We start from the raw sequence: 20,890 nt of genomic DNA, 5'->3' as shown, positions 1-20,890 counted from the left end.
ACTACTAAAAGTGTATTAAATTGATTTTATTCAACACTAAATGTGTCATATAAATTTGAAGTATCAATATTATCAAACCCTACAGCAAAAAACTCACTAATAGATGAATCCAACCCATTAATTATTTTTAAGATTGCAACTAAAGATACGTTTCTTGTTCCTCTTTCAGCATCAGAAATATAATTACGATGTAGGCCGCTTGCTTCTCCAAGTTTCTCTTGTGAAAATTTTCTACCTTTTTGATTACGTAAAGTTTTCATTCGTTTTCCAAAAGCATTCAATAAATCTTGACGACCTTTGCTTAAAATTTCTTTCTTTTTCATTGTATGGCCTCCTCTTATACTTTTTATTATTAACTTACAATGTTTCTTGATACTTTTTCTTAATTTCGCGAATTAAATGATTAACCCCAGACTTAGTAATGACAAAACCAGTTTCTTGATAGTAAAGTTCACCCAATTCTGAAAGTGATGCTTCAGGATTTTTTAATCTTAAATTTGAAATAATTTGAGCTTTTAATGACAACGCTTTGAAAAGTTTTTTATCCTTTAAAACAGAAATCATTATAACTTGCTGGTCTCCAGCATTTAAAATTTTTTGTTGATTAGAAATATCAATATTATTAAAACGATTAATATTATTAAATAATTCTCGTGAAATGCGTTTATCTTCAAAAGCGAAAACTGCTTGTGGACAATCAATTATTTTTAAAAAGTCAGAAATTACATTAGATTTTTTTAGATAAAGCACCGTTTTATTACGACGTTTTATTGTTTTAAAGTTTAATTTAAAAATTTGTAATAAAATATTTTTAATTTTTTTAGCCAACATATCATTATGAAATTGTAATTCCAAATGGTAGTTAGGTGTTGAAGGAGAATTGATACTGCCAACTACAAGGAAGATTCCTGCGATATACGCTCTTATACAATGCTCTTTTATTATATGCTGGTGCATAGCTTCTTTCTCAATAAAAAGATATTTATCTTGAAGCATTAAATCATTAATAATAAAATCAATTTTATTATTAATACGAATATTATACACCTTTGGACGCTCAAATTTATTTAAAACATCCACCATAACTATCAATTTTACATCTTTATATTGATTTTTTAAAAATTTATATATTAACCTAGTGGTTTTGTTATGAAAACTATGAATAATAATCTCATTATTTATTTTATCTGAATTTGTAATCTTACCATTAATAAGCGAATATGCTGATAGCAAAGATTTCTGACAACAATTTTTAAAACTTTTTTGACAGATTTCATCTTTTACACTTGTTGTAAATGATATCATTACTATCACCTCAATTGTACACTTTATTCATTAAAATTATCAATAAAATTTATTAAATATTGTGCTGCAATCGCTCCATCGTTAACAGCAGTTACTATTTGTCTTAAATTTTTAGCAATTACATCACCAGCTGCATATAATCCTGGGATTTTAGTTTGACACTTATCATTAACTATAATATAACCATTGCTATCACAAATATCTAAATCTTTAACAAATTTTGTAACAGGATCAGAACCAATATAAGGAAATAAGGCATCAGTAGTAATTTCACTAATTTCCTTAGTTTTAATATTTTGAATTTCTAATTTACCTACTTTTTTCTTATCCTCAGTACCTAATACTTTTAATACAACATGATCAGTTATTAAATTAATATTTTCATTATTTTTAACTTTATTAACGGTTTTATCATCAGCACGAAATTGATCACGACGATGAATAAGATTAACTTTATTAGTAAATCTTGTTAAATATAAAGATTCTTCACAAGCAGCATAACCACCGCCAACTACACTAATAATTTTATTCTTAAATAAAGCACCATCACAAACAGCACAATAAGAAACACCACGATTAGCATATTCTTCTTCACCAGGAACACCAATTTTACGTTCTAATGAACCAGTAGCTATAATTACTCCTTTAGCAATAAGAACATCACCACTACTTAAAAGGACTGTTTTAATTTTATGATTTTCACTATCTGTAATTTTAATAACCTCATCAGTAACAAATTCAACTTGTAGTTTCTCAACTTGCTTTTGCATTTTTTCTGATAATTCAGGCCCTAAAATATAATCATAACCTGGATAATTTTCAATTTCAGAAGTTTTAATCATTTTTCCACCAACAATATATTTTTCAATAATCACAGTTTTAAGATTTGCTCTTTGTGCATAAATAGCAGCTGTCATTCCTGCTGGACCACCACCAATAACTACTAAATCATAATCATATTTATTTTCTTTATTAGTATGATTTTTCATATAATCATTCTCCTTTACGAAATCTTGATGGTGCAATAATTTGTGCAAATATTACTAAAATAACACCTAAAATAATTCACATTCCAGAAACTATCATTGAAGTTGAAACATTGGCTATTTTCATAATGTCTCTATTATCACGAAGTGGTTCTAAAATCATTCTAATAATACCATAAAAGACAAAGTATAAACTACCTGATACTCCTGCATACGTTACTCGATAATTATTAGGATTATACATAGTATTTAAAGATTTAGAATGTGGTTGCATATTATATTTAATCTTTAAATATCATTTTTTTATCTTTGATTTAACTTTTGAATGTGTTTTAACATCTTTTCAAGGTATTTTTTCAACACTTTTAACACTATTCTTATTGGGTGTAAAATCAAAATATGCTTGTTTTCAACTTTCATATTTAAATTTACGATATCCATGAATTTTTTTAATAACCGTTCAAGGTTTTAAAAAATCTTTTCCAACAATTGGATTAGTCTTTAAAGGCGAAATAAATTGCGAAGAATCTAATTTTCATGGTTTTTTACTAAATATTTGTCCTGTTTTTGGTACAAAAAACGTTAAAAAGAATCAACCAAATAATGAAGATAATGAAGATAATGACTCATATAAAAATAAAGGTTGACGATAAACAGCAACAGGATCTCGATTATCGCTATTAAAACCATAATGTAAATGATTATTTATTCATGTTGGTAATCAACTGAAAGGATGACCAACATCAGTTCCTAGTAATTCTTGATTAAAAAAATTACCTCATCTACCAATCGCTTGACCTAATAAAATATTTGGAACAATACAATCAATAAAAACTCACATTGAAATTTGTAACTGTTTTGAAGTACGATAAAAAATAAAGAACCCTACTATCATTCCAACTGTAACGCCTCCTTCAATTGCCATACCACCTCTTCAAACGGCAACTACATCAAGTGCATTTTCAATTGTGCTAGTATTATTAAGAACATATCATGCTCTTGCTCCTATTAATCCTGCTAATGCAATAACTAATGTTCCTCATTCTAAAGTTTTAGTTGGAATATTACGACGATATAATTTTATTCATGAAGCAATGACAGCAGTTAAAAAACCTATTGCCATTAATACTGAATAAATATGAATTCCCGTTCCCGGAATATCGGTAATTAAACTATTGTATCCATCATCATTAATCATATTTTTTCCTTTTTGATAATTTAATAATTAAATTATTTCTTTTTTGTTAAATTTCTAATTATTTGTTTTTGAAAACTAGCAGTAGCGTCTTGACCTTCATCTTTTAACTTTAAACTAATAACTGCTGCTTCAATTAAATCAGCTAAATTTCTTCCTGGACTAACAGGAATAATTATTTTAGGCACTTTAATTTCAAAAAAAACATCAAAGTTATTATGATCACCAAGTCGATCAACTTTAGTTCAACCATCATTTTCAATTCTAATTAAATTAATAATTAAATTTACTTGACTCTCATGCATTATACCATGATATCCATACATTTTGGTAATATCTAGGATACCTATTCCTCTAATTTCAATTAAATTTTTAATAATCGGATTAACTTTTCCTACAATTTTATTGTTGACTTTTAAAATATCAATACTATCATCGCCAACAAATAAGTGCCCATTACGTAATAAATCTAATGTTGTTTCTGATTTACCAATACCACTTTCACCTGTAATTAGGACACCATAACCAAAAATATTTACTAGAGTACCATGTAAACGTTTAGATTCAGATAAACGTTCAACAATATACGTAGAAACTGTTGCTGCAAATTCAGAAGTAAAAAATAATACTTCAATAATTGGAACTGTTGAATTAATCGCTTTAGCACAGTCACATAATTCTTTTTTAAATTTAAAATTAGGTGTTACAAAAATAGCAGGAATATGATCTTCTAAAATATTACTAAAATGGTTCTTAAATTCTGTTTTTGGTAAAGAAGAAATATATTCGCTTTCTTTACTGCTTAATAAAATTATACGACGACTACGTGAGATTTGTTTAGTTTTAAATCCTGTTAACTCTAAACCACCACGATTAGTACCAATATTAGTAATAATTCTTTTTTCAATTGGAATTTTGGGATTAATATATAAAATTGTTAAATTAAATTTTGTTATTATTTCGCCAACACTAAGGTTTTCCATACTTAATTTCCTACCTTTTATAATTAAAATTTTTGATTAATTTTAAACATAATATAATTATATATAATATATCAACAGAAAGTTTATTATTAACAAAAAATATACATAAGTTTCTAAAAACATTAAAAAAACTATTGAATAATATAATAAAAAATTATTAAACATTTCATTATCAAATAAAATTATTATGATATAATTTTTTAAAAATTGTTAAAAATTAAAATATTAGAAATTGGTGTTAACTTTTTATGAATAGCAACTATATTCCTTTTGAATTAGTATTAAAAAATATTATCTCATCATCTATCAATCAAAATTTAAATCATATTTATGAAACTATTGATAAAAATAAAAATGAAAAAAATACTGGTGATTTAGTTTCTGAAAAATGAGATTATCATTTTATTAATTATTTAGGACAACTAAGTCCAATTGGAAGTGGTACGCCTCCACAATTACCATCAAGAAATAAAATATAAATAAATATTACTAGTTAATATTATCTAAAATTTGAATAATAGTTTTAACTATCTTTGCAGCATTTTTTTCATTCTTAAGAACATGTAAATAATCTTTTAAATATTTAAAATTTTTTATATCATTTTCTATTTTTATAAATATTTCTTTAGCAGCATAACCAGTTGAAGCTATAGGAATTATTATTTTATTTTTATTTCTAGCAATTTCAAATTCATTTAATACACCTTTTGATAAAACAATATTATTATTTTCATCCATTTTATTACCAAAAATAAATAGTACAATGTCTGCTTTATCTATTAACTGATTACGATATTCTGGTCAACCTTTTTTAAGTTGTTGCGGAAATGGTCATACATCAAGAATTTTATCCAAAACAATACTATTTTCTTTAGCATACTTAACAGCACCACTTACTATTTCATCACCAACGCCGATTCCAAATGCATTTATTATTTTCTTATTTTCTTTACATAAGAAATTTGATAAATCAAATACAAATTTTTTACTTTTCTTTATAGTACCAAATTCTTCATAATTATTAGCTATACCCGAAATAAAAATATTTCTCTTCAAATTATTATTAGTTGCAGAATTAAATATTTCTGCTTTTGAATCGCAATAATTGTTTAATAATAATGTTTTAAAATTAATGTTTTTAAAACAATTGTGACTTATAGAATTGAATAACTTACCATAAATTGTCAGAGAAAAAGAATCGTTTGAAAACCGTAATTCTGTTTCAGGAATAAATTTACTATATAAACTATTTTCTCCTATTGTTCCATCACCAACACCATAATATTTATCATTAATATCCAAATTAAGTGCAGTTAAATCAATTGCATAATAATATCATACTTTAGTGCTTATTTTTGAAGCATAATGAGTACCTAAAAAGTAAATAGGTGTATCTTTTGTTAAAAAAAACCAGTTTCTTCTCTCATTTCATTATAAACTGTTTCCAAAGGATTATTATTTTCCACTCCACCAGTAATTGAACTATATTTACCCAACTTATTTTTATTAAATAAAGGATTACTCTCACATGTTTGCATAAAATAACGACTACCATCATCTTTAATTATAAATGGTAATATTGCAACACCTTTGTTATTACATCAAGGTTCTTCAACACCATGCATAAAGTCTACTTTAATTAATTTAACTCATTCTTTTTTCATATTTATTTTTTTCCTTTATAACAAAATTATAACTCTTATAAATAAATATTTCTAATTAATTCTTATTATCATTTATTAATTTAATTAATTCTTGAGCCATAATATTATGTGCTCATTTATTAGGGTGAATGCTATCAAAAAAGAAATAATTATTAATATTTTCTTCATTAACACCTTCATTGAAATGAGGAACAATAATACCATTATTAATTATTTCACTAAAATCAGTAGTAACTGCTGCATCAATAATATTGTTATTAATATTCAAACTTTTAAACTTATTAATAGCATTTGTTATCGCTGCAAACATATCATATTTAATAATATTTTTTTTATTTTTATTTAATTCTTCAATAACACTATCTAACATTTTATTAAAATTAGTAGTTAAATTTAAAATACGTTCCTTATCTTTTTCTTTATTTTTAAATAAAGGGATAATACTCATATTAGGAACATTACATAATAAAATACGTTGAGCACCCTTATTTATCAATTTAGTTAAAGCATTTTTTATTAACTCAACTGCTTTATTAATAATTTCTTCTTGGTCGTTTAATAATGATTGTTTAAAAGCATATAAAATATCATTACCACCAAACTCTACTAAAATTATATCATTGCTATTAATATGATGCTGACTAATTAAAGCATCTACTTGATGAATAATATCAAAATGATTAATAACAAAACTTTCTACTGTTAATTCTTTTTTTCTACTAGCTAAAGCTCCACTAACTGCATAATTATTACCAATTTGCTCATCAGCAAATAAAAAAAGGTCAAATCTTCAAGCAGAAGTTAAATTTATATGCAAATAATCGGCAATAATTTGTGCTGCCACAGGACCATTAGAAAAAGAATTTTTATAAAATGGTGGTAACATTTTAACTATTTTAGGTATTTTTAAATGCTTAAAAAGAGCTGTAAAACCACTTACTAATGCTCCTGTGTCTGATAAACTATCTCCTAGAACATAAAAATTACCTTTTATTTTTTCATTATCATTCATGACTTCTCCTTCTAACAATAAACTTAAACTGAAAATATCTTAACATAATTGATTTAGCTTGTCATAGTACAAAATAATGGGAGGTTCCCAAAAAAGTAAGAAGATGAATTACTAGATAATTAACTTATTTCCAGATGAATTATTTTAAAAATCATTAAAATTAGACAAAATTACTCTCTTTTCTTAAAACATTAAATTTATATTTTATATTCGACGTATTTAAAAAAAATAAAATATACATTTTATAAGTTAAATTAAAATTATCAACAAGGAAAAAGACAAGAAATAATCTTGTCTTTTTTTGTAATTGTAAAATTTTAAAATTTTTTATTATTAGCACCCTTTAAATATCTACTACACGCAGTGACCAAGTAGGAGAAAGTTAATAATTAATAATCTTCTTTAACACTATTATCAACACGTGTTAGGGAACTAAAAAAGTGAACTACAACACAGTTGTTAAAAATAGTAGCTAGCATGTGGACTTGCATGGATAAATAAAAAGTGGAGTGATACCTAATAAAATATACTAACCAGAAATGGTAATTCTTGGGGTGGGAGCGAATTGGAAACTAGTATATATAGACCCGGAGTGGGGACCAACTATTATTCTTTATTTAACCAACCTTGCCACTACCAAGTGAGCAAGTGTTGGTTTTATTTTTTATTTTTTTTTGAAAAATTTTTGGGCGAGAAAATAAATTTCAAACTTGTAAAAAAAATTGAGCGGGACCGGTTCAATTAAAATATTAATTTGCTAAACGCAAATTAAATAAATATTGAATCGAATGCCTCAATGTTTTTTAAAATTTCACAATTTATTTTTGAGCCCAGAATTGCTGGACTGAATAAAACAAATAGTAGTATTATTAATAATCTAAGAATAAAAATATATGTTCTTTATGCTAGAAGCAACAGAACATATTAGGAAAGGATTATTATGCAAATAGAATTTAAAAAAGAACAAATTGTTAAAGATAAACCACAATCTATTCTTATTGATTATGTTGAATATAAATTATCTCTTCCAAAATGAATGATTAAAAATAATTCTTTTATTGTTGATAACAGTTACACATATTGAGTTTTTAATTTAGAAAATATTAAAAAAGAATTAAGTGGTAATGAATTAATAAAGTTATTAGAACCATATATTAAAGACCAAAAAATAACTGTTAATAAACCAACTGCTCCAAAAGAATATTATCTTAATGATATAAAACTTGAACAATTAACATTTTATGAACAGCATAATAGTTGATTTATGGGTGAAATAACAGATAACAAAACTAAAATTACTAATCCTTGTTTTAAATATAACATTACGTGAGAAGAAAACAGAAAAGGTTTTAAAATAAATAATCCATATAAACATGATGATTTACCAATTAATTATATAGTTACTTCTTATAAGGAAATTTCAACTCATAATGAAAAAGTATTTTTGTTGAACATGTAAACAAAATAAATTAGATTATTTATTCTTTAATACTAATGATATAAAAACAAGAAAATATTTTTTAAGAGATAAAAATAGTAAAGCAATTTGTTATGACTGTATTTTAAATATTAGGTTAAGTAGGAGGTATAAATATGAATAAAGAAAAAATACTTGAATATCTTAAAGATGAATGAGAATGAAATAAAGAAATGAGAGACGATGAAAAAGTAACTAAACTTTGAAAAAGTTGTTTTAATGGAAGATTAAATCTTATATCTCAATTAAATCAAAAAATTAAAAATGGTGAATTTGATTAATAATGCAATATGACTTAATTATTGGGATTGACCCCGCTGGTATTGGTAATAATGGAATTGTTATATATTCAAATGAAACAAATAGGATTATTTATACAGAAACATTCAACACAACACATGTTTTTGAAAGTAAAAATCGTTATAAAAGAATATTATCAATAATCAAAGAACAATTTTTTGAAAACAAAATATTAGTTATTGTAGAAAATTTCTTTTTAAGTTCAAAACAATTATTAACTAATCCATTAGCAACTCCTAAAATTATTGGTTCATTAATGGTATTAGTACAAGATGTTTTCAACTGAGATTATCTAGAAAACCAACCAAAAAATAAAAATAAAATAACAAATTATAAAGGAAATATAAAATTAACAAAACATGAACAAGATGCATATAAACACATTCAATACTATTTAAGGAATTATAAAAATGAAAGATAAAGCCAATTATGTCAAATTAACAGTAAAACTAAGTAACACTATTGAAGCAAAATATTACGAAAAAAGTAATAAAGAATTATATTATAGTGTTCGTGGTCAATGAAATGGTTTAAACTATGTTACTTTAATTTTTAATAATCCAAAATTTTATAACCGATGTATTTTATTAAACAAAAACGATGAAATTATTGTAACTGGTCAAATTTTTAATACTTTAAACATTCCTAAAAATCGTGTATTTTGTTCAATTAATGTTAAATGATTTAAAAAATGAAAAGAGTAAAAAATGATATGATGAGAAATTTTATTAATAGCACCAATATTAATAACAAGTATAACACTAATAATATTTTTAATATTTATTATTAAAGAATTAAAAAATGAATATAAAGTATTAAAAATATTAAGTGAAATTGCTAATCAAATTGAAAATAAGGAGAATAAATAATGAAATGTTTTCTTTGCATGCATGGAGAAATATATTCTCCAAAAACCTTGTATAAAATAAAAAAATTGAAAAAAATAATTTACCAAGATAGAGATATTGATAGTGAAGATTTTAAGAAAAGATATGAATATCTTTTAAAAAAATTAGGTGATGGTGATAATCAAATTATTTGAATAAATTTATTAATAAAGCAAGAAAGAAATAATAGAAAGGAGAATAAATAATGAATAAAGAAGTATGTTGTGAAGATTGTTGTGTATGTGATAAAAAACATGATTTATTTACTTGTGAAAAAAACTGCTGAGAAAATGTATGTGAACATTGTTATCAAGGTGATAAAGAACATAGAAATAAAGTTGATGAAATTAATAAATCAAGACATAAAAATTGTATTAATAAAGAAAGATTTATGCAATATCTTAAAAACACATATCGCTTAAACGGATATTATGAAGAAGTTTATAAACCAATTAAAACCAGAATTAAAGACCGGTGATTTGATAATGACTAATTATTTACTTTCAATTGACCCAAGTATTAAAAATACTGGATTTACTTTATGAAAAAAAGTTTATTTACATGATAAATATGATTTTTGAAATTGAAAACCAATATTTGTTAAAAGTTATAATTTAAAAGAATATGATGGACAAAGAAAATTTTATTGAGATATAAAAGTTAATGATAATGAATTGGATTTAATTATTGAACGTGGTACTTTTAATTCAAAAAATGGTATTGGTTATGAAACTCAAGAACATTTACGTGGTTTTATTGTAGGACAATTTAATAAATTATTAACAAAAGATATGTTAATAAGTCCAAGTGAATGAAAGAAATGATATGAACGTTATGACCCACCTATTTTTTGATTAAGACCTTGAGATAAAGAACTAAGTATATATGTTGCTGAAGAAATTATTAAAGAAAATAATTGAAATATAAAAATATCAAATCATGATGAAGCAGATAGTTTATTAATTGGTTGATATTATTTAAATAAGGAGAATAAATAATGAATAAAGAAAAATTACTTAAATATATGAAAGATATAATTAAATGAACTAAAAAAATTAATTATACAAACTCTGATTTGGACAAAAATATTTTAAATTTATTAATTGAAAAAATAGAAAAAGGTGAATTTGATAATGACTAAATTAACAGATTTATTTGGTCAAGATAAAATAGAAATATTTTCACCAAATCCCAAAGATTTAACAGATAGTAATGATATAAAAGCAATTATTTTATGAAAATATCCTAATGTTATTGCTGAATATTTAGTTGTTTCTCAACTACATGCAAATACTGCTATTTTAGTTGGTGATAACGTTCACTATACAGGTTGAGTTGAAGTGTTTATTAAACCAAAAAATGAAGGAGTAAATGAAAATGCCAAATGACACGAATGTACAATCAAATAACTATACTTTATTAAAAATAATAAGAATTGGAATAAGTCCATTATCAGCAATGATTGGTACAAGTGCTTATTATGGTCAAATTATTGGTAATCCAGTATTAGGAAGTATTAATGCTTTATTATTTAGTAAAAAGTTAGGAATTGATATATGAAACTTAAATCAAATGCCAAGTACTAAAAAGAAAATATTAAATTCAAGTAAAAAAATATTATTAGGTTTAGGAACTATTGGTTTAATTAATTATGCAAAATTTACAAAAATCAATCCTAATCCTGAACCACCACCTTGATTAACAACTACTACCACAGAAACACCACCATGACCATTATTATTAACTAATGATAATAAACAACAAATGGATTGAGATACATATATTAGTTTAAGTACTTATGGTATATCAAATCTAATTGGTGGGTTAAGTGAATTAATACCTAATAGATTTGAAGTAATAAGAAAAATATGTAATATGGCAACTAGTGGATGTCTAATTTCAAGTGGTGTAGCTATGGGTATAAATAATGATTTTAATAATGCTTATGCAGTACCAACAATAGTTGCTGGTGCAAGTGAAATTATACATAATTTATTACCTATGGAAACTACAAATCATAATCAAGAAATGCAAGAAACATCATTTACAAATGAAACAAGAAGATTAATTAATAGTGATGCTATTAGTAATAATAGTGGAAGTAGTGATGTTTTATATGAAAGATCAACTACATATGATAGTTTATAAAGGAGATGATAACTAATGAATAAAGAAAAATTGATTGAATATTATAACAATGAAATTCAGACATATAAAGAAAGAATGGAACAATTAAATAAAGAAATATCTTTATTGGTAACTATTATAAGTAATTCAAAATCAATGATTGAAAGAATTAATAATGGTCAATTTGACGAATAATTAAAAATAAATAATTGAAAGGAAATAATTGAAAATGAAAGAATTTTTACATGAATTAATTATTATTGGAACAAGTGTAGGAACATTAATTTGTAGAGAATTAATTGTTTGATTTAAAAGATTTATTACAACTCCAAAACATATTAGAAGAAATAATAAAGTGATGAAACATCAAAAAAAATTAGCAAAACTTAATGAAAAAATTAATGGAAAAGAAAATAAATAATAAAGGTGTGATTTAAATGTTAGAAAATGAAACTAATGTTGAACAAAATACTGAACCTTTAACTGAAAATAATAATTTACAACAAGAGCAAGAAATTAAGATTGTTGAATTAGAAAATAAGTTAAATAAACTTAATCAAGAAATTAAAGAAAAAGAAATAATTAATATATTTAAAAAATATCAAGTTAAAAAAGAATTTTATGAATTTTTAAAATTTAAAACAAGTAATATAGAAAATTCAAAAATTGAAGAAACTATTAAAAAAATGATTAAAGAACAACCACTATTTAAAGAACCAATTAATACAGGTGGTAAACAAGAAACAATATTAACAAATCAAGAAACTTCAATAAAAAGTAGTTTATTAGATTATAAAAAGAAAAATAATTTATAAAAGAAAGGAAAATTTAAAATGCCAAATCCAGTGCCATTTAAACAAAATTTAGATAATACTACAAAATTAGTAGAAACACCTGAATTTATAGAATTTTATAAACAATCAAATAGTCCATGAGCAAGTTTTTTTCCAATTGAAATGGTTAATTCTACAAAAATTGAATTTATAGTTAAAAAACCAAAAGACCCAACATTCAAAATACTTCATTGAAATGATAAAAGTAAAGGATTAGAAGTTGGTTATGTTGATACTGATAAAATTATTAAAGAAATTACAAAAGAAGCTAGTACAGGAGAAATGATTGGTGAAGTTGATTTATTTGCAGATAATGGGCAAAATTTACTAGAAAGTATGCAATATGAAGTTGCTAATGATTTAGCAGATTATTTAGCAAATAATGATACAAATACAATTGCTAAATCTGCCAAAAAAGTAATCATTACTGATACAACACCAGTAGGATATTTAAAATCAATGTTATCAGCATGAAATACTTTATTTCAATTAAGAAATAGTAATAATTGTAAATTTTTTATAACAAATAGTCTTTATGATACTTTAGTTTATTTAGCAGATAATAAAGGTTTAATTACTGATAATCAACTAGCACAACAATTAAGATTAAATGGAACAAATTTATATATTAAAGGTGTATTATGTCAAATTGTTATGGATGATTATATGACATTTAAAAATACTGAAAATAAAAATCAAATTATGAATTTTGTTTTAGCAACACCAAAAGCAATGAAAAGATATATGTTACAACAAACTAGTATATATGTTGAAGATATTAAAGATGGTAAAGTTCCAAAAAGATATTTAGTTGGTGGACAAGTAACAGGAGAATCTATTCCTTATATGTCAAACTCAGAAACAGAATCAAGATGAATGTTATGTGGTATTGTTAATAAAAAATATTTAAGTGAAGAAATTACAACATTAACAACTAATATTACTGCTGATACTACTAAAAAGAATAAATTATTAGATACAACAATTAAAAATACAACTGAACTAAATAATTTAAATCCAAATTTAACAACTCCAATTATTAATTATTTTAGTGATGCCCAAGGTCAAGTTGATGTAAGTAATCAAAACCAAAAAGCAGGAGATTTATATGTAGTAATCACTACTAATGACACTGATAAAAATTATCAAGGTTCAACAAATCCTATAAAAATAACTCTTAAATAAGGATAATTATTATGCCAATTGGTACAACTAGTACAGCAATACTTTTAAACATAAATAAACCAAAACATACTAGAACAAGTCAACAACAAGAACATAAAAGTTGATGATGAGAAATTTTAGAAATGATTGGTGTACAAGTAATAGCAGTAGCACTTGCTCCTTTTACTGGTGGATTAAGTGAAAGTTTAGCACTTGGTTTAGGTGCAAGTGATTTACTTGCTAGTATTAGTGCTGTTGGTGTAGAGTTTTTAACTGATTTTACTATTAATCAAGTTTATGATTATTTAAAAGGAAATGTTACACCATTAAATACTTTTTTTAATATATTACCTGCATTTGCTGGACTTAATAGAATTAGTCGTGGTTATCGTACAACTAAATTTATTAGTTTAGCAGAAAAAACTAAAACATTAGAACAAATTGGTATTAAAAAAGCAAAAAATTTACAAGAAATCATTAGTCAAGTAAGTGAAAAACAATTTTTAACAGATAAAATTATTGGAAATAAACGTTATTTATTTAATTATAACCATGCTCCAAATCGCGAAACAATAATACAAAATTTAGGTTTTGTTGCTGAAAGACAATATAAATAATGGGAGGTTCCCAAAAACGTAGGAAGATAAATTACTAGATAAATAAATTCTTTTGAATATTACCATTTCAAAATGATGATAGACAAATTAAATTCTCTTTTACCCTTAAATTTATATTCGACGTATTTTAAAAAATATAGATTTTATAAGATAAAATAAAAATTATTCTCAAAGGAAAAAGACAAGAAATAATCTTGTCTTTTTTTGTAATTGTAAAATTTTAAAATTTTTATTATTAACACCCTTTAAATATCTACTACACGCAGTGACCAAGTAGGAGAAAGTTAATAATTAATAACCCTCTTTAACACTATTATCAACACGTGTTAGGGAATTAAAACAGTGAACTACAACACAGTTGTTAAAAATAGTGGCCAAAACATGTGGACTTGCATGGATAAATAAAAAGTGGAGTGATACCTAATAAAATATACTAACCAGTAATGGTAATTCTTGGGGTGGGAGCGAATTGGAAACTAGTATATATAGACCTACTAGGGAACCTACTATATTAATTCTATTCTTTATTTAACCAACCTTGCCACCCCCCAGTGAGCAAGCGTTGGTTTTATTTTTTTTGAAAATTTTTTTGGGCGAAAAAATAAATTTCAAACTTGTAAAAAAAATTGAGCGGTGCCGGTTCAATTAAAATATTAATTTGTTTAACACAAATTAAATAAATATTGAATCGAATGCCTCGATTTCTTTTTAAAATTTCACAATTTATTTTTGAGCCCAGAATTTCTGGAATGAATAAAACTAATAGTATTAATAATATAAAAATAAAAATATATATTCTTTATGCTACAAGCAACAGAATATATTAGAAAAGAAAGTAAAAATGGAAGAAAAAGAAAAGAAAGAATTAATAGAACAAAAAATCAAAATAGCAAAAGAACATCAAAAAAAGTGATTAAAAATAAAAATAATTATTACTTTAATTTCAACTTTAATTGGATTAATAATTTTATTAATTACTGTAAGTAAAAATTAAAGAAATAAATAAAATTATGAATATTAATGAAAATAAAAAATGTGAATTAAGAATTTGTAAAAATAAAGTTTGAAAAGATTGTATTAATAATTCTACTAAAACTATTAAATATAAAAATTGACCAATACCTTATTTAATATGTGACAGTTGTTATCACAAACTACCTAAATACCTTAAACAAACAGCAAAAATAATTGAAAAGGATATTTTGATTATGAATAAAACTAAAAAAAGAAGAAAAAGATGTGTTGAATGTAATGAATTATATGAAGATAACAAAATCAATATGCTTTATCACTTTAAAACAGAATTAGAAGCAGAACAACATAATACTAAAAAATATGAAGATAATTATGATATTGAAAAACATTTAGATTATACAAAATCATATGGATATGTTTGTGATTGATGTAGAGATGATTAATAAATGCAATACGAATTAATCATTGGTATTGACCCTGCTGGTATTGGTAATAATGGAATTGTTATATACTCAAATGAAACTAATAATATTATTTTTAATGAAACATTTAAAGCAAAAACAGTTTTAGAAAGTAAAAATATATATAAAGAATATTTTAAATTAATTAAAAAACAATTTAAAAATAAAAAAATATTAGTTATTGTAGAAAATTTCTTTTTAAGTTCAAAACAGTTATTAACTAATCCATTAGCAACACCAAAAGTTATTGGTGCTTTAATGATATTAGTACAAGATGTTATGAACTGAGATTATCATGAAAATGAACCAAAAAACAAAAATAAAATAGAAGATTATAAAGGAAATATAAAATTTACAAAACATGAACAAGATGCTTATAAACATATTCAATATTATTTAAGGAATTATAAAAATGAAAAATAAAGAAAATTACGTTAAATTAACAGTAAAACTTAGTAATACTATTGAAGTAAAATATCATGAAAAAGGTAATAAACAATTATATTATACTGTTCGTGGTCAATGAAATGGATTAAACTATGTTACTTTAATTTTTAATAACCCAAAATTTTATAAACGATGTATTTTATTAAACAAAAATGATGAAATTATAGTAACTGGTCAAATCTTTAATACTTTAAATATTCCTAAAAATCGTGCATTTTGTTCAATTAATGTTAAATGATTTAAAAAATGAAAGGAATAAATAATGAATTTTGATGAATGATACATGAAAAAAATAAAAGAAACTTTAAAAATTATTGAAAGTGATAGTTATAAAGAAGAACTAAAAAAACATAATGAAATCATTGAAAAACATAAAAATTTAATGAAAGAACTAAATAATGAATAAAGAAAAATTAATTAATTATATTAAAAAACAACAAAAATTCTATAACGGTACAGAAATAGATTTGATACTTGATATTTTATTGTAAAAAATAATTAATGGTGAATTTAATAATGAATAAATGTAAAAAATGTAATAAAAGAATCTGATTAAGTAAAAATTGATGTATGACATGTTTAGAAATAATAGTTAATAATTTAAATAAAAATAAGGAGAAATAGATAGTGAATAAAGACCAAGAAATTATTAATGAATATAATAAAAAACGTAATAAAGAAATAACTGAAGAACATTTATATAATATAGAAAAATTAAGAGAAGAGTTTAAACAAAAAGTAATTAATAAATATAATGAAAAATTAATTATCTGATTGAATAAGCAAATTAGTATTTGTTTATGTGATTCATTAAAAGAAGCAGGTAAACTTACTGCTTATTATAAATTAATTGAGTTTATAGAAAATGGAGAACTTCATTAATGATAATATTACCTACTTTGTTTGAAAATAAAGATGAAATTGAAATATTATCACCATTTCCAAAAGCAATTCATACAAGTAATGATATTAGAGCAATTATTTTAAGACAATATCCAAATGTTAAATCAAAACACATAATTGTTTCTGACCCCGAAAGTAATGTTGCATTAATAGTTGGTGATAATGATGTTTATCAAGGTTGAATTAAAGTAACAGTTAAAAAATTAGAAATTAAAGGAGAATAAACAAATGCAAAAGGAAAAAATTAAAATTAGAAATTATGAATTTGAATTAAATTCTTATGTAGTAGATTCCTTATTAGATGTTATAAGAGAACTGATAAAAACAAATAAAGGAGAATAAATTATGTTAGATGAAATTTTAAAAGTAATTTTTGATAGAGCAGATAAAAAAGAATTAATTAATATGATAGAAAGATTAATTCTTTGTACTAATAATAGAAAAGAAACAAAAAAATGACTTATTAGAGAATTTGATAAAAATAATTATGTTTTAGAAAAATTATTACAATTAGAAATACAAGGAGAAAAAAATGGAAACAAATAATTATACTTTAACTAAATTAATTAGAACTGGTATAAGTCCTATTTGTGCAATGATTGGTACAAGTGCTTATTATGGTCAAGTAATTGCAAATCCAATATTAGGTTCAATTAATAGTTTATTATTTGGTAAAAAATTAGGTTTAGATATATGAAATTTAAATCAAAGACCAAATACAAAAACTAAATTAATTAATAGTTCTAAAAAAATTATTTTAGGTTTAGGAACAATTGGTTTAGCAAATTATAGTAAATGAACAGAAAATAATATTAATCCTATTATTCCAACAACACCAACTCCAATAACTACTACAACTACAACAGAAGGTCCTCCATGATTACTATTAAATAAACAAGAAAATCAGTCATTAATGGATTGAGATACATATATTAGTTTAAATGCTTATGGTATATCAAATCTTATTAGTGGAATTCTAGAATTAATACCTAATAAATTTGAAGCAATAAGAAAAATTTGTAATATGGCAACTGGTGGATGTTTAATATCAAGTGATGTTGCTATGGGTATTAATAATGATTTTAATAATTCTTATGCAGTACCTACCATAATTGCTGGTGTAAGTGAAATTATCCATAATTTACTTCCAATAGAAACAAATCATAATAGAGAAATGCAAGAAACTTCATTTACAAATGAAACTGCAAGATTAATAAATGATAATAGATTTACTATTAATAGTGAAACATCAAGTCAATATGGTAGTGGTAATATAAGCGAAGCACTATTAAATAATGATAATGCTTCATTAAATTGAGATTATAATCACATGAGTTTATAAAGGAGGTGAAAAATAATGAATAAAGAAAAATTACTTGAATATTACAATGATAAATTAAAACAACATGAAAAAGATTTACAAGAAATACGACTGAATGAAGGTATAGCTAAAAATATTTTAATAGACACAAAATATATGATTGAAAAAATTAATAAAGGTGAATTTGATGAATAATCAAAAATAAAAAAATAAAAAATTGAAAGGAAAATATAAAAATGAAAGAATTTTTAAAAGCACTTGAAACAATTGGAATAAGCACTGGTATATTAATTTGCAGAGAAATTATTGTTTTATTAAAACGATTTATTACAACTCCAAAACATGTTAGAGCAAATAACAAAATTATCAAACATCAAAAAAAATTAGCAAAATTAAATGAAAAGATTAATAAAGAAAATAAATAATAAAGGAGAAAAATAATATGACAAAAATTGAATTTAATGAAAAATATAGAAAACAAGATATCAGTATTGATAGAGATTTTGATTTACATATTGATAATTGTTTTAAATTTTCTGATATCAATACATTAGAAAATGCTGTTAATGATTATAAAAAACTAATAAGTGAAATGCCACAATTAGTTAAAGATTGATTATTGGGATAAGATTAGGAGAATGTTAAATGTTAGAAAATGAAAATAATGTTCAACAAACAACTGAACCTTTAACTGAAAATAATGCTCAACAAGAAATAGAAAATAAAGTTAATGAAGCAGAAAATAAGTTAAATAAACTTAATCAAGAAATTAAAGAAAAAGAAATAATTAATATATTTAAAAAATATCAAGTTAAAAGTGAATTTTATGATTTTTTAAAATTTAAAACTAATAATTTAGAAAATTCAAAAATTGAAGAAACTATTAAAAAAATCATTAAAGAACAACCAGTATTTAAAGAAACAATTAATACAGGTGGCAAACCACAAACAATAATAACAAATCAACCAAGTTCAATAAAAAGTACATTATTGGATTATAAAAAAAATAATAATTTATAACAGAAAGGAAATCAAAAAATGGCAATACAATTCAATAAAAATTTAGATAATACCGAAAAATTAGTAGAAGCACCAGAGTTTATAGAATTTTATAAACAATCAAATTCACCATGAGCAAGTTTTTTTCCTATCGAAATGGTTAATTCAACAAAAATTGAATTTATAGTTAAAAAACCAAAAAATTCAGAAATTAAAGTATTAAAATGAAATGATAAAAGCAAAGGATTAGATGTTAGTTATGCTGAAACTATTAAAATTTTAAAAGAAATTAAAGAAGAAGCAGTTGCGGGTGAAATAATTGCTAATGTTGATTTAAATGCTGAAAATGGACAAAATTTATTAAATACAATGCAATATGAAGTTGCTAATGACTTAGCAGATTATTTAGCAAATAATGATACAAATGTAATTGCAAAATATGCAACTAAAATAGACATTACTGATAAATCACCAGTAGGATATTTAAAATCAATGTTAGATGCTTGAAATACTTTATTTCAACTAAGAAATAGTAATAATTGTCGTTTTTTTATTACTAATAATCTTTATGATAGTATTGTTTATTTAGCTAATAATAAAGGATTAATTACTGATAATCAGATTGCTCAACAATTAAGATTAAATGGAAATGATTTATATATTAAAGGTGTACTATGTCAAATTGTAATGGATGATTATATGACATTTACTGATAATAATGAAACTAAAATTATGTCTTTTGTTTTAGCAACACCAAGAGCAATGAAAAGATATATGTTACAAAATACAGTTGTATATGTTCAAGATATTGCTGATGGTAAAGTTGGAAGAAGATATTTAGTTGGTGGAGAAGTAACTGGTGAATCAATACCCTATATAACAGATGAAGAAACAACTTCACGCTGAATGTTATGTGCAATTGTTAATAATGATAAAAATGATTTAAAAACTAAGATTACAAATTTAACAACTGATATTACTGCAAATGGTAATAACAATAACAATGAATTAAATACAGAAATAAAAAGTACTAATGAACTTAAATCATTAAATCCAAATTTAACAAATCCAACTATTAAATATTTTAGTGATGCACAAGGAAAAACTAATGTAAGTAATCAAAAACAAAAAGCAGGTGACTTATATATAACTATTACTGCAAATATTAATGACTTAAATTATAAAGGAACAACAAATCCAATTAAAATAACTCTTAAATAAAGGAAATTAATAT

41 protein-coding genes are annotated in these 20,890 nt (G+C 23.3%); 33 read left to right on the top strand and 8 right to left on the bottom strand.

Annotation, left to right across the window (positions count from 1 at the left end):
- Window positions 1–26: 26 nt before the first annotated feature.
- The 5 genes from AACK83_RS01755 to hprK are packed head-to-tail and all read right to left on the bottom strand — an operon-like array spanning window position 27 to window position 4,469.
- Window positions 27–323 carry a helix-turn-helix domain-containing protein gene (locus AACK83_RS01755; RefSeq protein WP_252319896.1) on the bottom strand — a complete coding sequence of 99 codons (297 nt, stop codon included), beginning with the start codon at window positions 321–323 and terminating at the stop codon, window positions 27–29.
- 34 nt (window positions 324–357) lie between these two features.
- The gene (gene whiA / locus AACK83_RS01750; protein ID WP_338958958.1) at window positions 358–1,305 is read right to left on the bottom strand and encodes a DNA-binding protein WhiA; all 948 of its coding nucleotides are present in this window, start codon (window positions 1,303–1,305) and stop codon (window positions 358–360) included.
- Between the two features lie 23 nt (window positions 1,306–1,328).
- The gene (gene trxB / locus AACK83_RS01745; RefSeq protein WP_252319900.1) at window positions 1,329–2,294 is read right to left on the bottom strand and encodes a thioredoxin-disulfide reductase; all 966 of its coding nucleotides are present in this window, start codon (window positions 2,292–2,294) and stop codon (window positions 1,329–1,331) included.
- Window positions 2,278–3,489, bottom strand: a complete 1,212-nt coding sequence (locus AACK83_RS01740) for a prolipoprotein diacylglyceryl transferase (RefSeq protein ID WP_338958956.1) — start codon at window positions 3,487–3,489, stop codon at window positions 2,278–2,280. Before AACK83_RS01740 ends, trxB begins: the two co-directional genes overlap by 17 nt.
- Before the next feature lie 32 nt (window positions 3,490–3,521).
- Window positions 3,522–4,469 carry an HPr(Ser) kinase/phosphatase gene (gene hprK / locus AACK83_RS01735; RefSeq protein WP_338958953.1) on the bottom strand — a complete coding sequence of 316 codons (948 nt, stop codon included), beginning with the start codon at window positions 4,467–4,469 and terminating at the stop codon, window positions 3,522–3,524.
- 248 nt (window positions 4,470–4,717) lie between these two features.
- On the opposite strand from hprK, the gene AACK83_RS01730 reads away from it, so the two are divergent.
- Window positions 4,718–4,948, top strand: a complete 231-nt coding sequence (locus AACK83_RS01730; protein ID WP_338958951.1) for a hypothetical protein — start codon at window positions 4,718–4,720, stop codon at window positions 4,946–4,948.
- A gap of 10 nt (window positions 4,949–4,958) precedes the next feature.
- Here the strand turns inward: AACK83_RS01730 and AACK83_RS01725 are convergent, their stop codons facing one another.
- The 3 genes from AACK83_RS01725 to AACK83_RS01715 form a co-directional block, all read right to left on the bottom strand.
- Entirely contained in the window at window positions 4,959–5,771 is an 813-nt protein-coding gene (locus tag AACK83_RS01725) for a hypothetical protein (RefSeq protein WP_338958949.1), read from the bottom strand.
- A gap of 98 nt (window positions 5,772–5,869) precedes the next feature.
- A complete protein-coding gene (locus AACK83_RS01720) occupies window positions 5,870–6,133 on the bottom strand; it encodes a hypothetical protein (protein ID WP_338958947.1) in 264 nt (87 codons plus the stop codon).
- A gap of 55 nt (window positions 6,134–6,188) precedes the next feature.
- Window positions 6,189–7,145 (bottom strand): SGNH/GDSL hydrolase family protein, encoded by a 957-nt coding sequence (locus AACK83_RS01715; protein WP_338958945.1) that lies wholly within the window; start codon window positions 7,143–7,145, stop codon window positions 6,189–6,191.
- A 796-nt stretch (window positions 7,146–7,941) separates the two neighbouring features.
- Here AACK83_RS01715 and AACK83_RS01710 point away from each other — a divergent pair.
- The 32 genes from AACK83_RS01710 (at window position 7,942) to AACK83_RS01555 (ending at window position 20,877) form a co-directional block, all read left to right on the top strand.
- The gene (locus tag AACK83_RS01710) at window positions 7,942–8,073 is read left to right on the top strand and encodes a hypothetical protein (RefSeq protein WP_338958596.1); all 132 of its coding nucleotides are present in this window, start codon (window positions 7,942–7,944) and stop codon (window positions 8,071–8,073) included.
- A 12-nt stretch (window positions 8,074–8,085) separates the two neighbouring features.
- Entirely contained in the window at window positions 8,086–8,604 is a 519-nt protein-coding gene (locus AACK83_RS01705; protein WP_338958598.1) for a hypothetical protein, read from the top strand.
- Window positions 8,605–8,738: 134 nt separating this feature from the next.
- The gene (locus tag AACK83_RS01700; protein WP_338957566.1) at window positions 8,739–8,903 is read left to right on the top strand and encodes a hypothetical protein; all 165 of its coding nucleotides are present in this window, start codon (window positions 8,739–8,741) and stop codon (window positions 8,901–8,903) included.
- A 2-nt stretch (window positions 8,904–8,905) separates the two neighbouring features.
- On the top strand, window positions 8,906–9,343 hold the full coding sequence (locus tag AACK83_RS01695; protein ID WP_338957565.1) for a hypothetical protein: 438 nt from the start codon (window positions 8,906–8,908) through the stop codon (window positions 9,341–9,343).
- A complete protein-coding gene (locus AACK83_RS01690; protein WP_338958601.1) occupies window positions 9,333–9,626 on the top strand; it encodes a hypothetical protein in 294 nt (97 codons plus the stop codon). The genes AACK83_RS01695 and AACK83_RS01690 overlap by 11 nt, the downstream gene beginning before the upstream one ends.
- A gap of 3 nt (window positions 9,627–9,629) precedes the next feature.
- The gene (locus AACK83_RS01685; protein ID WP_338957563.1) at window positions 9,630–9,791 is read left to right on the top strand and encodes a hypothetical protein; all 162 of its coding nucleotides are present in this window, start codon (window positions 9,630–9,632) and stop codon (window positions 9,789–9,791) included.
- The gene (locus AACK83_RS01680; protein WP_338957562.1) at window positions 9,791–10,015 is read left to right on the top strand and encodes a hypothetical protein; all 225 of its coding nucleotides are present in this window, start codon (window positions 9,791–9,793) and stop codon (window positions 10,013–10,015) included. Before AACK83_RS01685 ends, AACK83_RS01680 begins: the two co-directional genes overlap by 1 nt.
- A complete protein-coding gene (locus AACK83_RS01675; RefSeq protein WP_338957561.1) occupies window positions 10,015–10,302 on the top strand; it encodes a hypothetical protein in 288 nt (95 codons plus the stop codon). Before AACK83_RS01680 ends, AACK83_RS01675 begins: the two co-directional genes overlap by 1 nt.
- Window positions 10,295–10,807 carry a hypothetical protein gene (locus AACK83_RS01670; protein ID WP_338958942.1) on the top strand — a complete coding sequence of 171 codons (513 nt, stop codon included), beginning with the start codon at window positions 10,295–10,297 and terminating at the stop codon, window positions 10,805–10,807. Before AACK83_RS01675 ends, AACK83_RS01670 begins: the two co-directional genes overlap by 8 nt.
- Complete coding sequence (locus AACK83_RS01665; protein WP_338957559.1) at window positions 10,807–10,950, top strand: hypothetical protein; 144 nt, start codon at window positions 10,807–10,809, stop codon at window positions 10,948–10,950. The genes AACK83_RS01670 and AACK83_RS01665 overlap by 1 nt, the downstream gene beginning before the upstream one ends.
- Window positions 10,943–11,218, top strand: a complete 276-nt coding sequence (locus AACK83_RS01660) for a hypothetical protein (protein WP_338958604.1) — start codon at window positions 10,943–10,945, stop codon at window positions 11,216–11,218. The genes AACK83_RS01665 and AACK83_RS01660 overlap by 8 nt, the downstream gene beginning before the upstream one ends.
- The gene (locus AACK83_RS01655) at window positions 11,187–11,957 is read left to right on the top strand and encodes a hypothetical protein (protein ID WP_338958606.1); all 771 of its coding nucleotides are present in this window, start codon (window positions 11,187–11,189) and stop codon (window positions 11,955–11,957) included. The genes AACK83_RS01660 and AACK83_RS01655 overlap by 32 nt, the downstream gene beginning before the upstream one ends.
- A 15-nt stretch (window positions 11,958–11,972) precedes the next feature.
- On the top strand, window positions 11,973–12,131 hold the full coding sequence (locus AACK83_RS01650; RefSeq protein WP_338957552.1) for a hypothetical protein: 159 nt from the start codon (window positions 11,973–11,975) through the stop codon (window positions 12,129–12,131).
- Between the two features lie 34 nt (window positions 12,132–12,165).
- Window positions 12,166–12,357 (top strand): hypothetical protein, encoded by a 192-nt coding sequence (locus tag AACK83_RS01645; RefSeq protein WP_338957816.1) that lies wholly within the window; start codon window positions 12,166–12,168, stop codon window positions 12,355–12,357.
- Window positions 12,358–12,373: 16 nt separating this feature from the next.
- Entirely contained in the window at window positions 12,374–12,751 is a 378-nt protein-coding gene (locus tag AACK83_RS01640; RefSeq protein ID WP_338957549.1) for a hypothetical protein, read from the top strand.
- An 18-nt stretch (window positions 12,752–12,769) separates the two neighbouring features.
- Window positions 12,770–13,954 carry a hypothetical protein gene (locus AACK83_RS01635; protein ID WP_338958609.1) on the top strand — a complete coding sequence of 395 codons (1,185 nt, stop codon included), beginning with the start codon at window positions 12,770–12,772 and terminating at the stop codon, window positions 13,952–13,954.
- 11 nt (window positions 13,955–13,965) lie between these two features.
- Window positions 13,966–14,550: a hypothetical protein gene (locus tag AACK83_RS01630; RefSeq protein ID WP_338958939.1), complete on the top strand. Its 585-nt coding sequence runs from the start codon at window positions 13,966–13,968 to the stop codon at window positions 14,548–14,550.
- Window positions 14,551–15,233: 683 nt separating this feature from the next.
- Complete coding sequence (locus AACK83_RS01625) at window positions 15,234–15,377, top strand: hypothetical protein (protein WP_338957035.1); 144 nt, start codon at window positions 15,234–15,236, stop codon at window positions 15,375–15,377.
- 14 nt (window positions 15,378–15,391) lie between these two features.
- The gene (locus tag AACK83_RS01620) at window positions 15,392–15,544 is read left to right on the top strand and encodes a hypothetical protein (RefSeq protein WP_338957033.1); all 153 of its coding nucleotides are present in this window, start codon (window positions 15,392–15,394) and stop codon (window positions 15,542–15,544) included.
- A gap of 16 nt (window positions 15,545–15,560) precedes the next feature.
- On the top strand, window positions 15,561–15,968 hold the full coding sequence (locus tag AACK83_RS01615) for a hypothetical protein (RefSeq protein ID WP_338957031.1): 408 nt from the start codon (window positions 15,561–15,563) through the stop codon (window positions 15,966–15,968).
- Window positions 15,969–15,971: 3 nt separating this feature from the next.
- Window positions 15,972–16,409: a hypothetical protein gene (locus tag AACK83_RS01610; RefSeq protein WP_338957028.1), complete on the top strand. Its 438-nt coding sequence runs from the start codon at window positions 15,972–15,974 to the stop codon at window positions 16,407–16,409.
- Complete coding sequence (locus AACK83_RS01605; RefSeq protein ID WP_338956663.1) at window positions 16,399–16,692, top strand: hypothetical protein; 294 nt, start codon at window positions 16,399–16,401, stop codon at window positions 16,690–16,692. Before AACK83_RS01610 ends, AACK83_RS01605 begins: the two co-directional genes overlap by 11 nt.
- 3 nt (window positions 16,693–16,695) lie before the next feature.
- Window positions 16,696–16,839 (top strand): hypothetical protein, encoded by a 144-nt coding sequence (locus tag AACK83_RS01600; RefSeq protein ID WP_338957025.1) that lies wholly within the window; start codon window positions 16,696–16,698, stop codon window positions 16,837–16,839.
- 221 nt (window positions 16,840–17,060) lie between these two features.
- Entirely contained in the window at window positions 17,061–17,315 is a 255-nt protein-coding gene (locus tag AACK83_RS01595; RefSeq protein WP_338956667.1) for a hypothetical protein, read from the top strand.
- On the top strand, window positions 17,315–17,560 hold the full coding sequence (locus AACK83_RS01590; protein ID WP_286640816.1) for a hypothetical protein: 246 nt from the start codon (window positions 17,315–17,317) through the stop codon (window positions 17,558–17,560). The genes AACK83_RS01595 and AACK83_RS01590 overlap by 1 nt, the downstream gene beginning before the upstream one ends.
- A gap of 121 nt (window positions 17,561–17,681) precedes the next feature.
- Window positions 17,682–17,882, top strand: coding sequence for a hypothetical protein (locus AACK83_RS01585; RefSeq protein ID WP_338957016.1), 201 nt, complete (start codon window positions 17,682–17,684; stop codon window positions 17,880–17,882).
- Window positions 17,869–18,678: a hypothetical protein gene (locus AACK83_RS01580; RefSeq protein WP_338957014.1), complete on the top strand. Its 810-nt coding sequence runs from the start codon at window positions 17,869–17,871 to the stop codon at window positions 18,676–18,678. Before AACK83_RS01585 ends, AACK83_RS01580 begins: the two co-directional genes overlap by 14 nt.
- A gap of 15 nt (window positions 18,679–18,693) precedes the next feature.
- Window positions 18,694–18,852 carry a hypothetical protein gene (locus AACK83_RS01575; protein ID WP_338957013.1) on the top strand — a complete coding sequence of 53 codons (159 nt, stop codon included), beginning with the start codon at window positions 18,694–18,696 and terminating at the stop codon, window positions 18,850–18,852.
- Window positions 18,853–18,893: 41 nt separating this feature from the next.
- A complete protein-coding gene (locus tag AACK83_RS01570; protein WP_338957011.1) occupies window positions 18,894–19,082 on the top strand; it encodes a hypothetical protein in 189 nt (62 codons plus the stop codon).
- A gap of 17 nt (window positions 19,083–19,099) precedes the next feature.
- On the top strand, window positions 19,100–19,285 hold the full coding sequence (locus tag AACK83_RS01565; protein ID WP_174480219.1) for a hypothetical protein: 186 nt from the start codon (window positions 19,100–19,102) through the stop codon (window positions 19,283–19,285).
- A gap of 17 nt (window positions 19,286–19,302) precedes the next feature.
- Entirely contained in the window at window positions 19,303–19,677 is a 375-nt protein-coding gene (locus AACK83_RS01560) for a hypothetical protein (protein ID WP_338957002.1), read from the top strand.
- 18 nt (window positions 19,678–19,695) lie between these two features.
- Window positions 19,696–20,877: a hypothetical protein gene (locus tag AACK83_RS01555; protein ID WP_338957176.1), complete on the top strand. Its 1,182-nt coding sequence runs from the start codon at window positions 19,696–19,698 to the stop codon at window positions 20,875–20,877.
- Window positions 20,878–20,890 lie beyond the last annotated feature (13 nt).

Origin of the sequence: Spiroplasma endosymbiont of Tiphia femorata, from assembly GCF_964020225.1 — a bacterium.
GTDB lineage: Bacteria > Bacillota_I > Bacilli_A > Mycoplasmatales > VBWQ01 > Spiroplasma_E.
Note: the sequence above shows the minus strand (reverse complement) of the source record. Positions and strands in the feature narration are given on the sequence as shown.